This is a genomic window from Mesorhizobium sp. M0587 (assembly GCF_040320945.1).
In the GTDB taxonomy this organism is placed as follows: domain Bacteria; phylum Pseudomonadota; class Alphaproteobacteria; order Rhizobiales; family Rhizobiaceae; genus Mesorhizobium.
Window position 1 is genome coordinate 13570 of record NZ_JAMYQP010000036.1, and the last position, 11788, is coordinate 25357.

Genomic DNA, 11788 nt, shown 5'->3' on the forward strand with positions numbered 1-11788 from the left:
TGCCGACCGGTCCTTACGCGCCCTCGACGACTGAAAAGCCTTCGAACTGCGGATGGCCGATGTAATGGACTTTCGTCGTGCCGACATTTCTGTGGGCCGCGCGAAAATTCTCCGACTTGGTCCAGGCGACCAAATCGTCGTAGCTCGCCCACACAGTGTGCGAAGCGAACAGCGTGTAGCCTTCGGCCTCGTTGACCGGGCCGCGCAGCAGATGGAATTCCCGAAAGCCCTTCATCTCCGCAAGGCTGGAATCGCGGTTCTTCCACACAGCCTCGAAATCGGCTTCCGAGCCGTCCTGCACCTTGAAGCGGTTCATGGCGATGTACATGCGGTTCCTTTCAGCAATCTTGGTTTGACGAGGGTGGCGCTAGCTCAGAACGGACCGATTGGCGCCTTGAATCGCCAGTTTGACAGGCCGGTTTCTGAGGGGATGGGAGGGAAGGGCGACTGTTTTCGCACAAGGTCCAAGGCGAATCGATCGAGTTCCTCGGAGCCAGAGCTTTTGGCAAGTTGCAGGTCGACGATGCTCCCGTCGGCCTGCACCTCGAATGCCACCAGAGCGTTGTTGCGGGCCGTCGTTTGCGCGGATTTCGATACGCGGCGATTGGCGCGAGCCAACTTGCCGGCTACCTCGCCGCTATAGCGAGACGCTGCCGCATTGCCGTCATCGGTTTGTTTTCTGCCTTTGCTGGCAATTGCCGCCTTGATCTCGTGGCCATCCGCCGTGCCGCGCTTCTCATATGGTTCGCTCGCAGTTACGGCGGCCGGACTCGGCCTGGCGCTGGGGATCGGCGGCTGCTCCGGCACCGCGACAGGCGACTCGGTGCTTACGGCCTGAGCAGCCGGCTGCGCCGGCGTTTGAGCCTTCGGAGCCACGCTCAGGTCATCGGGGCGTGAGGCGCCGGCCACCAGTATGTCCGGCGTCACCATTGCCTCTTTGACAGGTTCCGGCAAAGGCTTGGGTGGCTGCTTCGCTGTTTCCTGGGTAGGCGGGGAGGGCTGCGTTGGCGGCTCCGGTCTTGCCGCCGGCTCTGGCTTGATCGGTTGGGGTTTCGGCACCAGCGTAACATCTATTGCCGCCGGGGTCCGAGCCAGAGCGCTGCCGACGACGCTGGTGCCCGCTTGATCGCTGCCTTCCGACTGCACGGCATCCTGGAAATCGAACGTCCCTGAGGGCGAGATCAGAAAAGCCGCCGCCACCGCGGCATGGAGCAGGCAGGAGACGACGATCGCCGCCGTCCATTTTCGGTTCCAGGCCGATGGCCGAGGCGGCGCAAGCGGCTCGGTCGGCGTTATCGTCAGCTCGGCGCTGGCTTCAGAGAGAGGACTGATTACAGGCATGTCACGAGACGAGACCTGCAGCGACCTGGGCAGAATTGTCAAATCAAGATCGCTTGGTCCAAACGACAGTGCTTGGGCGCCGGCTGGGACCAATGGCGCCTTGTTTTGCGCGAATGCGGGATGCAGTCCCACCTCAGACGCCGAAAACGATACCGGTCTTGGTGTCCGTCTTCAGCTTGCGCATACAGGCGTTCGGTTCGATGCCGGTGCCGGCGCATTCCGTCGCGCTGTTGATCAGCACGCGGCTGACCTTGGCGCAATCGGTGCCGGCGAGATCGAAGCGCGTCACCTTGGTCTTGCCGGCTGGCAGGTCCTTGAAGTCGAGCACGGTCAGCCGGTCGACGACGCCAGCCTCGTTGAACAGCGCGATCTCGAACGCCGCCTTGGAGAGGTCGGCGCCGAGATTGTTGTTGACCAGGAAAGTCAGGCGGCAGCCCTTGTCGGAGGGTTGCGCGCCATTGAGTTCGAGGGTCAGCGCGGGGACCGGCGCGGCTTCTTGTGTCCACGCCGGAACCGTCGCAAACGACATCGCCAGCGCCGAGGTCAGCAGACGAAGGGATGTCGTCAAGCTCGTCATTGTCATCAGCCTCCAAATCGCATCGTTGCCGCCAGTTTCAGGGTGATGCCCGGCTCGTAGGCCGCGAAGACCGGCTGTGACGGCTGGCCGGCCGTGGTGACGTTGAGCGGGTTCGCATATTTGACATCGAACAGGTTGTCGGCGCGGAAATCAATCTTCAGATTATCGGTCGCCTGATAGCTGGCGAAGGCGTTGACCAGCGTATAGTCCTCGGCAATCGGATTGCCTCTGGGCTTGCCGTTATATTGCACTTCGCCGCCGACGGTCAGCTTGTCTTCCAGGAAACGCAGTCCGAGTTGCGCGGTGACCTGCGAGGAGGGGATGGTGGCGAGGTCTGCCCGGACGCCCGCGTAGGAAATGGTGTGGCCGTTGGTGATCGATGCGGAGAGGCCGGCATAGCCCCATCCGGCGTCGTAGACGCCTTCCAGCTCAAAGCCGTTGATCTTGGCCTTGGCAAAATTCTGGTACTGGAAGCAGATGGGAATGTAGCCTGGGTTGCTTCCCAGCTGGCTCCAATCGACAGGGCAGGAGCTTGCGGGGTTGGAGAACGACGCAGGGAAAGATACGCCCTCGATGTAATCATCCACGTCGTTGTTGAAATAGGCTGCCTTGATGCGCAGTGCGTCGCCGGCTTCGAGGATGTCGTTCTGCTTGTAGTTGACGCCGAATTCGACGGTCTTGCCGGTCTCGGGCTTCAGATTCGGATTGGGAAGGAAAGGGAAGGTGACGCCGGCGGGGTGGCGGCCGCTGATCAGCGTTTCCGTCAGGGATGGCGAGCGATAACCTTCGGCGTAGGTGCCATAGAATTGCAGGCCCGCAAGGCTCGGCGTATCGAACGGCGTGACGCCGACTGTAATGCGCGGCGACAGCCGGTCGCCCGATGCCTCGCGTGTGCCGTCCTTGAGGCTGTAATTGTCGTAACGCAGCCCGGCAATGACTTCCAGCCAGTCCCAGGTGAGCTTGTCCTGGACATAGGCGCCGGACACGTTCCGTTTGCCCGAAGGCGTGTAGAAACTGTCGCCGCCCGCCGCTCCTCCGGTCTTGACGTCGTCGCCCGCCCAATCGCCGCCATAGGTCAGTTCGTGCGCGACGCCGGCAGTCTCGAACCTGGACGTATTCCAGATGTCGATGCTGGTCGTGCCGATGTCGAAGGTGGATGTCGAGCCTGTCGGCAGCACCACAGGCAGGCCGGTGCCGGGATTGAACCGGCTTTGCGGAACGAGGCTGGTCAGGTCGAGATTCGTCTTGTTGTAGGAGGTGTTGATGTGGAGATCGAGCCAGCTCTTGTCCTCGTCAGTAACGTTGTAGCGGGCGGTGAAGGTATTCGACTTCAGGTCGATGTCATTCACCGGCACGCCGCCGCCGATCTCGTTCCAGTTGTCGCTTGAGCCGACCCAACCGAGCTTCAGTTCACTGTTGTCGGTCGGGCGGATGGTGGTCTTGAGCAGGCCGCTCAGCACGTCGAAGCCGGTGCCCCTGACGGTGTCGCCGCCGCCATCCTTGTAGTCGTCATAGTTGCGGTAGACGATATTGCCCAGCGCGTCCCAGTTCTCGTTGAAGCGGTAGGCGCCGGATGCACTGGTGGTCCAGCCCTTGCCGTTGCTCTCATAGCGTCCGGTTGCCGAAGCCGCCCACGTCTCTTCCGGGTTGAGGAAGTCCTGGGCATCCTTGGTGTCGAAGAAGACCACGCCGCCGATCGCGCCCGAGCCATAGGTGTTGGCGACGGGACCACGGATCACATCGACGGATTTGATAAGTTCGGGGTCGACGTAGAAGGTCGATTGGGTGCCGTGATCGGAACGCTGGAAGTTCTGTCGTGCGCCGTCGACGATAACCGCGACGCGGCCGAAATCCTGCAGACCGCGGATGTTGATGCTGGTGCTGACGCGCCTCGCGTCGGCCTGCGCGGCGACGCCAGGCACCCCGAACAGCATTTCGTTCGGCGTCGTCGCCATGCGGCGGTCGAGCTGTTCCTGGTCGACATGGCTGGCTGAGGCCAGCGATTCGATCGCCGTTTCTCCGGTGCGGCTGATGACGAGCACCTTGTCGAGCAGTGTTGCGCCCGCTGGCGCTGTTTTTTCCTGCTCAGCCTCCTTCTTCGATTGATCGGCCTGCTCTCCCGCCTTCTGCGCTGCCTGCTGAGCGTTGGCGAGTGTCACGGACAAGGCGACTGCCGCCACGCCCGCCAATAAAGCCGCCGCACCGTTCGCCGCGGACCAGCCGCGCCGTTCCCAAATCGCCAACCCCATGCCCCAACTCCAAAATTCCAGGTTTGATGCGGGCTGGCTTGGGGCTGGCTGGCATTTTTGATCGTATCCGGCGTCTTAAATCTTGACTCATTTTAATCCGGTATTGCACTGACTAGTAAACATGATTATTCGAGTCAAGAATGAATCGGATTACGCAACGCCTAGCCAGATACCCGGCACGGGAAAGGGATCGATCCAGATGAACACGCACAATCCCAATGACTTCCGCTATCGCGTCCGCCGTTCCGACGATGTCCCCGCTCGCTTCGACCGGGTCCCGCTGGCAGTGCGAACTCTCTCCAGCAACACCCTGTTCCAGGGCGAGCACGAGATCGGCATCGAGCATCACGGTGCGCTCTACCGGCTGAAGATCACCCGTCAGGGCAAGCTCATTCTCAACAAGTAAGGCAAGGCGACAAGGACGAGACATGGACCAGCGCGTAAAACCCGCCCCGCATGAAATCCGGCGGGCACGGACAGAGAATCCGAAGACGCGCGAGCGTGACCTGGCTGCCCAGCTCGGCATTTCCGAGGCCGAGCTGGTCGCCGCGCATTGCGGTGACGGCGTCGTCCGCATCGAGCCGAGTGTCAACGATCTTTTGACCGGCCTCGAGGCTGTCGGCGAGGTGATGGCGCTGACCCGCAATGAAAGCGCAGTTCACGAGAAGATCGGCATCTATGACAAGGTGGTCACCGGCAACCACAACGCCATGGTGCTTGGCGAAAACATCGATCTGCGCATCTTCCCAAAGGTTTGGGCGCATGGTTTTGCGGTGGAAAAACGCGATGGCGACGAGATCCGCCGCAGCTTACAGTTCTTCGACGCGGCCGGCGAGGCCGTGCACAAGGTGCATCTGCGGCCTGCCTCCAACCTGTACGCCTATCAGAAGCTAGTGGCGGCGCTGGAATCGCCGAACCAGGAACCGACGGTCGCCGTTTCCGGCAGCGGATCCGATGACGAAGCCGAAATAGCCGACGCTTCCGCCAATCTCGACGATCTGCGCGACCGCTGGAGCCGGCTGACCGACGTGCACCAGTTCTTCGGTATGCTGAAGACGTTGAAGCTCAGCCGCCGCCAGGCGGTGCGCATGGTCGGCCAGGACTATGCCTGGCTGCTCGACAATGACGCGGTCCGGGCCATGTTCCATCACGCCGCCGAGGGCGAGATGCCGATCATGTGCTTCGTCGGCAATCGTGGCTGCATCCAGATCCACTCCGGCCCGATCAGGTCCATCAAGCCTATGGGGCCGTGGATCAACGTGCTGGACGAGACCTTCCATCTTCATCTGCGAACCGACCACATCCATGAGGTCTGGGCCGTGCGCAAGCCGACCAAGGATGGTCATGTCACCTCGCTCGAAGTCTATGACGCCGACGGCAACATGATCATCCAGTTCTTCGGCAAACGCCATGAGGGCGAAAGCGAGCGCGACGACTGGCGGTTTCTGGCCGAGAACCTGCCGCGCATCCCAAGCCCGACCGCAGCCTGAGGAGAACTGCAAATGCGTCTTTTCCCTGGACTGCCGGGCGTGCGAGGGCCGGCCTTTGGGCCGATGCTCGGGTTTTCCCTGGTCTTTGCCGCGCTGCAGCCAACTGGCGCCACCGAGGGTGCGGCCGTTTTTGCCGACCCCTCGAAGATAGCGGCAATAGGCGGTTCGATCACCGAGATCGTTTATGCGCTCGGCGAGGAGAAGCATCTGGTAGCGCGCGATTCCACCAGCAATTATCCGAAGGCCGCACTCGATCTGCCTGATGTCGGCTACATGCGCCAGCTATCGCCGGAGGGTGTGCTGTCAGTCGGTCCGACCGGCATCCTGGCCCTTCACGGGAGTGGCCCCAAGGAGGCCGTAGACGTGCTGAAGAAGACGAGCATCCCGTTCATCGAGGTACCCGAGCACTATAGCCATGAGGGCATCCTCGAGAAGATCCGTATCGTCGGCAAGGCGATCGGCGCCGACGCCAAGGCCGAGACGCTGGCAAGCGAGATCGATTCCAAGCTGAAGGCGGCTGAGAAGCAGACGGCCTCGATCAAGGATCGCAAACGCGTCCTGTTCATTCTCTCCATGCAGGGCGGCAAGATCATGGCGGCCGGAAGCGAGACCGCGGCGAACGGCATCATCGGGCTGGCCGGTGGCGTCAACGCCATCGAGGGTTTTTCCGGCTACAAGCAACTGTCCGACGAAGCGATCGTCACCGCCAGGCCGGACGTCATCATGGTGATGAACAATGCCGGCCCGCCGATTTCGGATGACGAGCTGTTCTCGAACGCTTCCATCGGCTCGACACCGGCCGGCGTCGCGCGCAAACTTATCCGCATGGATGGTGGTTACCTGCTCGGCTTCGGACCGCGCACGGCCGACGCCATCCATGATCTATCCGTCTCGCTCTATGGCGCGCGGATCACGGACTGAGCGGCATGATCGATCAATCGATCGCCGCGCCGGCGGACAGGACAGTGGCCGGCGACGGTGACCGCTCCGGGCGCGCCCGTCTTGTCATCGGGCTCGCTGTCCTCATGCTGGCAGCCGCGGTGTTTCTGTCGTTGACGTCGGGCGCCTCGGACGCTTCCGCGGTCAACGTCCTCCGCGCATGGCTATCCGGCGCCGCGCCAGACGATGCCGCTGTCAACGCGCGGGATCATCTCATCGTTTATGATATCAGGCTGCCGCGCGTCATCCTGGGCATGCTGATCGGAGCCGCGCTCGCGGTCTCCGGCGCTGTCATGCAGGGGCTGTTCCGCAACCCGCTCGCCGATCCCGGCCTTATCGGCGTTTCGGCCGGCGCCAGCCTCGGCGCGGTGGCCGTCATCGTGCTCGGCGGGACAATGCTGGCGCCGGTGACGGCTTTGCTCGGCACGCTGGCACTGCCGCTTGCCGCCTTCTGCGGCGGCCTTGCCACGACATTGGTGCTCTATCAGGTCGCCACGCGGCGAGGGCAAACCTCGGTCGCCACGATGCTGCTCGCTGGCATCGCGCTGGCGGCGCTTGCCATGGCGCTGACCGGCATACTCATTTTCATGGCGGACGATCGCCAGTTGCGCGATCTCACGTTCTGGCAGCTCGGATCGCTTGGCGGTGCCACCTGGGCCAAGATCGCCTCGGTTGGTCCGATCATCGTTCTGGCGCTGGCCGCGATGCCTTTCTTGGCCCACGGCCTCAACGCGCTGGCGCTGGGCGAGGCGACGGCCGGCCATCTCGGCATACCGGTGCAGCGGCTGAAATACACGGCCATTATCGGCGTTTCGGCGGCGGTCGGCGCGTCAGTCGCCGTCAGCGGCGGCATCGGTTTCGTCGGCATCGTCGTGCCGCATCTGCTGCGCCTGCTGATCGGTCCGGACAATCGCCATCTGCTGCCGGCGTCGGCATTGCTCGGCGCCACGCTGCTGCTGCTGGCCGATGCCGTTGCCCGCACCATCGTGGCGCCGGCCGAATTGCCGATCGGCATCGTCACCGCGATCGCCGGCGCGCCGTTCTTCCTGTGGATATTGCTGCGCAAGCGCGGCGTCGTCGATTTGTGAGGTTGGATGATCGAGGCAAGCGATGTTTCGGTGGCAATCGCCGGCAAGCGCATTGTCAGCAGTGTCGATTTTTACGCCCGACCGGGTGAGATTGCCGCCATCGTCGGCCCCAACGGTTCCGGCAAGACGACCTTTCTGAAGGCATTGTCGGGTGAACTCCCTTACACCGGTCGCGTCGCCCTCAACCGCCGCAACCTCTCGGCGATGAAGCCGGTCGAGATTGCCACCCTGCGAGCGGTGCTGCCGCAGGCGACGACGCTGTCCTTCCCGTTCACGGTGCGCGAGATCGTCAAGCTGGGCCTTGTCGGCGGCCGCTCGGGCGTCTTGCCGGGCGAGGATGCGCGGCTGCCGGAACGGGCGCTGTCCCGCGTCGATCTCGACGGCTTTGCCGGGCGGTTCTACCAGGAGCTTTCGGGCGGCGAGCAGCAGCGCGTCCAACTCGCCCGCGTGCTCTGCCAGGTCTGGGCGCCGGTGCTCGACGGCCAGCCTCGCTATCTCTTCCTTGACGAGCCTGTTTCCAGCCTCGACATCAAGCACCAGCTGATCATCATGAACATCGCCCGCGACTTCGCCAGGAGAGGCGGCGGCGTGGTTGCCATCCTGCACGACCTCAATCTCACTGCGATGTATGCCGACCGGATCTTCGTCATGCATCGAGGCCAGCTTGCCGCGACCGGGTCGCCGCGGGACGTGCTGAGCGATGAACTGATCGAAAAAGTGTTCGACTGCCGGCTGAAGGTCGGCGTGCTGCCGGCCGGCGACATGCCGTTCGTGCTGCCGCAATCGTCGGTCAGTTGATATTCAGGTGAGTCCGGTCCGCAAATGACGGGTTCTTGCGCCAGCGATAATCAGGGTGTGATCACGCAGCCGGGGCGCGGCGCTCCACCAACATGTCGATGCCGAGCAGGTTGCGCACATTCGGGCGCGCCGCCACGAGATCGGCGATGGTGTAGCGGGCAAGCACGGCGAAGAAGGCATTCAGCGCTTCGCGCAATGCCGAGTTCAGCGCGCAGCTGTCGACCAGCGGGCATTCGGCGGCATCGTTCTCGAAGCATTCGGCCATGGCGAAGCTTTCCTCGGTCACGCGCACGACGTCGAAGAGGCTGATGGATTCAGCGGCGCGGCCAAGCCGTACGCCGCCATTCCGGCCGCGTACGGTCTCGATCAGCCCGTTCTCGACCAGCGGCTGCAGGATCTTGAACAGGAACAGCTCCGACACTGAATAGGCGGCCGCGATCTCGGGGATGCGGCTCAACCGGTCATTGTTGGCAGCACAATACATCAGGATGCGCATGGCATAATTGGTCTGGCGGGTAAGCCGCATTTCGTCCTCACAAAGCGCCGGCGCGACAAAAGCACGCCAGATTCTTGAACTTTGCTGGCGCGACTTTGCCCCGAAATTTCGGATTCGCCACGCTGGCTTCGGCCGAATATGGCCTATACCTTGGAATAATTCCAGACTAGCGTGGCACATAGATGAACATTCTCGTCAACTTTATGTGCGCAGCCGCGCAAGAGCAGGGCAAAACCGCGGTCACGGGCATTTAACCGGCCAAACCACTAAATAGGCTGGGATCGACGAGGAGCGGCTCATCCATGTCTCAATCGGCTACGTCCCTGTCGCCTGTCCGTTTCGATGCCGACGCGGACGCCAAACTTTCCGCGCTGCGACGGACAAAATTCACCGCCACGGCTGCACTGGCGCTCTGCGTGCTGGTGTTTGCCTTGGCCAAGTCGTTCGAGAGCACTTATCCGTGGCTTGGGTTCGTCGCGGCTTTTGCCGAGGCGGCGACCATCGGCGGCCTGGCCGACTGGTATGCGGTGGTGGCATTGTTCAAGCGGCCGCTCGGCCTGCCGATCCCGCACACCGCCATTATCCCGGAGAACCAGAACCGCATCGCCGACAATCTCGGCCGCTTTATCGAGGTCAATTTCCTGGCGCCGGAACCGGTTCGGGAAAAGCTCGCCGAGGTCGATTTCTCGGCGCTGGTCGCCGACTGGCTGGCCGACGCCGAGCGTGCCGCCGACCTGTCGCGTTTCGTCGTGCGGCTCGTGCCGCAGACGCTTGCCGCCGTCGAGCAATCCGGCCTGCGCGGCTTCGTCACCCGCCGCATGCTCGAGCAGATCGATAAAGTGCCGCTGGCGCCGCTGGCGGCCGAATTGCTGTCGGCCCTCACCGACGATCGCCGCCACCAGAAGCTGTTCGACGAGTTCATCAAGGTGATCGGGCGGTTCCTCAATGACGAACAGGCGTTGGCGACGATGCGCGAGAAGATTCGCGAGGAACTGCCGTCGCTGTTCAATCTGTTTCGCGCCGACGCCTATCTTCTGAAGAAGATCGTCGCTTCGGCAGGCTCGCTGCTCGACGAGGTGAGGGCCGATCCCGACCATCCCATGCGCGCCGAATTCGACCATTTCGCGCGAGGCTTCGTCGAGCGGTTGCGGACGTCGAAGCAATACGCCAAGCGCGCCGAGACGATGAAGCGCGATTTCCTCGCCAGACCCGAAGTCAGGGCGCTGGCCGGCGATATGTGGGCAAGTCTCAGCCAGTTCATCGAACAGGACGCAAAGGCACCGAATTCGGTGATCCGCGCGCATCTCGCCAACATGTTCGTCGAGGTGGGGCGGCATCTTGCCGGCGATGCGCAGATCAGGGCCGATATGAACCAGGGCTTCGTGGTGGCGCTCGCTTCGTTCGTGGAGAGCCAGAAAAGCGGTGTGTCGAAATTCATCGCCGACCAGGTCAAGCGCTGGGATCTGGCCCAGCTGACGAGGCTGATCGAGATGAACATCGGCAGGGACCTGCAATACATCCGGTTCAACGGGATGATCATCGGTGGGCTTGCCGGCGTCGTGCTCTATATGGCCGAGCGGCTGTTTCTTGCTGGGTGACACGCCGAATGGACAGGCACCACCGCAGTGATACTCTCTTGTCCGGGAGCACGAAACGGCTACAGGGGAGAAGACGATCATGGCCAAGCAACCGGAATCGGATTCCTTCATGGACATGTTCGGCCGGTTCGGCCGCGACCTGAAGGTGCCGAACGTCGACGTCGAGGCGATCCTTGCCCATCATCGCAAGAATCTCGAAGCGCTTGAGAAATCTGCGCGCGCCAGTGCGGCCGGCGCGTCCTCGCTGTTGTCAAAGCAACGCGAGATGCTGCAGGACACGCTGCGCGAGGTCACCGACATGGCACAAAGCTACAGGGCGCCGGGCAATCCGCAGGAGTTGATGGCCAGGCAGACCGAGTTTGCCAAGAAATCCTTCGAGGCAACTTTGAAGAACGCCGGCGAAGTGGCTGAACTGGTCCGCAAATCCGGCACCGAATCGATCGACATCCTGCGCGCGCGCATCAAGGAGGCGATGGAGGAAATCCGCGCCGACTACAACAAGAAGTGACGTTTCAAGGCTGAGGCCGACTTGTCGGCGCCGGTCGCTGGTGGAGCCAGCAAATTCCCGATTTCACCTGCCGCTGCGCTGGGAGGCGTGGCGCGGTCGAGGCCGCGTTCGGTGGAACGGAATCGCGCGGGACGAATTGACAGGGGCGGCCAGTTCGTGGTCCGGAAGCGTTGAAAGCGATCGGGAAACCAGGAATGACCGAAGCACGGCCTAAAACGCCGCCGACCTACGAGGAGTTGAGGGCGATGGCCGGGCGGGAGCTCGGCGTCTCGGAATGGACCACGGTCGACCAGAATCGTATCAACCAGTTCGCCGAATGCACCGGCGACCATCAATGGATCCATGTCGATCCCGAGCGGGCGCGACGGCAAAGCCCTTTTCGCACCACGATCGCGCATGGCTATCTGACGCTGTCGATCATCGGCGCCCTGGCGCTCGGCATGGGGATCGTGCCCGAGAACACGCAAGCCGCCTTCAACTATGGTTTCGACAAGGTGCGTTTCCTTGCCCCGGTCAAGGTCGGCGCGCGCATCAGGCTGCGCATCACGCTGCTTTCCATGGAGGACAGGGGCCCCGGCCAGTATCTGATGAAGGCAGCCAACACCGTCGAGATCGAAGGCGAGGAAAAACCGGCGCTGACGGCGGAAACGCTGGTCATGCTGTATGAGCGCCGCAAACGGGCAGGGGCCTGAGCGGCAATCCGC

At 62.7% G+C, this 11788-nt stretch carries 13 protein-coding genes; 8 read left to right on the plus strand and 5 right to left on the minus strand.

Features of this window, described 5'->3' with window-relative positions; genetic code table 11:
* Nucleotides 1-13 precede the first annotated feature (13 nt).
* The 4 genes from hmuQ to NKI49_RS26040 all read right to left on the minus strand — a co-directional run bounded on the left by hmuQ (nt 14) and on the right by NKI49_RS26040 (nt 4167).
* A complete protein-coding gene (gene hmuQ / locus NKI49_RS26025) occupies nt 14-328 on the minus strand; it encodes a heme-degrading protein HmuQ (protein ID WP_352597997.1) in 315 nt (104 codons plus the stop codon).
* Between the two features lie 44 nt (nt 329-372).
* A complete protein-coding gene (locus NKI49_RS26030; RefSeq protein WP_352597998.1) occupies nt 373-1200 on the minus strand; it encodes an energy transducer TonB family protein in 828 nt (275 codons plus the stop codon).
* Between the two features lie 274 nt (nt 1201-1474).
* Nucleotides 1475-1918 carry a hypothetical protein gene (locus NKI49_RS26035; protein WP_352597999.1) on the minus strand — a complete coding sequence of 148 codons (444 nt, stop codon included), beginning with the start codon at nt 1916-1918 and terminating at the stop codon, nt 1475-1477.
* 5 nt (nt 1919-1923) lie between these two features.
* Nucleotides 1924-4167 carry a TonB-dependent hemoglobin/transferrin/lactoferrin family receptor gene (locus NKI49_RS26040; protein ID WP_352598000.1) on the minus strand — a complete coding sequence of 748 codons (2244 nt, stop codon included), beginning with the start codon at nt 4165-4167 and terminating at the stop codon, nt 1924-1926.
* 199 nt (nt 4168-4366) lie between these two features.
* Between NKI49_RS26040 and hemP the strand changes: the two genes are divergently transcribed.
* The 5 genes from hemP to NKI49_RS26065 are packed head-to-tail and all read left to right on the plus strand — an operon-like array spanning nt 4367 to nt 8482.
* Nucleotides 4367-4573, plus strand: coding sequence for a hemin uptake protein HemP (gene hemP, locus NKI49_RS26045; RefSeq protein ID WP_352598001.1), 207 nt, complete (start codon nt 4367-4369; stop codon nt 4571-4573).
* Nucleotides 4574-4595: 22 nt separating this feature from the next.
* Nucleotides 4596-5657, plus strand: coding sequence for a hemin-degrading factor (locus NKI49_RS26050; protein ID WP_352598002.1), 1062 nt, complete (start codon nt 4596-4598; stop codon nt 5655-5657).
* 12 nt (nt 5658-5669) lie between these two features.
* Nucleotides 5670-6578 (plus strand): heme/hemin ABC transporter substrate-binding protein, encoded by a 909-nt coding sequence (locus NKI49_RS26055; RefSeq protein WP_352598003.1) that lies wholly within the window; start codon nt 5670-5672, stop codon nt 6576-6578.
* Between the two features lie 5 nt (nt 6579-6583).
* Nucleotides 6584-7684, plus strand: a complete 1101-nt coding sequence (locus tag NKI49_RS26060) for a FecCD family ABC transporter permease (protein ID WP_352598004.1) — start codon at nt 6584-6586, stop codon at nt 7682-7684.
* A gap of 6 nt (nt 7685-7690) precedes the next feature.
* Nucleotides 7691-8482 (plus strand): heme ABC transporter ATP-binding protein, encoded by a 792-nt coding sequence (locus NKI49_RS26065; protein ID WP_352598005.1) that lies wholly within the window; start codon nt 7691-7693, stop codon nt 8480-8482.
* 61 nt (nt 8483-8543) lie between these two features.
* On the opposite strand, the gene rirA is transcribed toward NKI49_RS26065, so the two are convergent.
* Complete coding sequence (gene rirA / locus NKI49_RS26070) at nt 8544-9008, minus strand: iron-responsive transcriptional regulator RirA (RefSeq protein WP_352598006.1); 465 nt, start codon at nt 9006-9008, stop codon at nt 8544-8546.
* 272 nt (nt 9009-9280) lie between these two features.
* Between rirA and NKI49_RS26075 the strand changes: the two genes are divergently transcribed.
* From NKI49_RS26075 to NKI49_RS26085, 3 genes are all read left to right on the plus strand, one after another.
* A complete protein-coding gene (locus tag NKI49_RS26075; RefSeq protein WP_352598007.1) occupies nt 9281-10576 on the plus strand; it encodes a DUF445 domain-containing protein in 1296 nt (431 codons plus the stop codon).
* A 79-nt stretch (nt 10577-10655) separates the two neighbouring features.
* A complete protein-coding gene (locus tag NKI49_RS26080; protein ID WP_352598008.1) occupies nt 10656-11084 on the plus strand; it encodes a phasin family protein in 429 nt (142 codons plus the stop codon).
* 194 nt (nt 11085-11278) lie between these two features.
* A complete protein-coding gene (locus NKI49_RS26085) occupies nt 11279-11776 on the plus strand; it encodes a MaoC family dehydratase (protein ID WP_352598009.1) in 498 nt (165 codons plus the stop codon).
* Nucleotides 11777-11788: the final 12 nt, after the last annotated feature.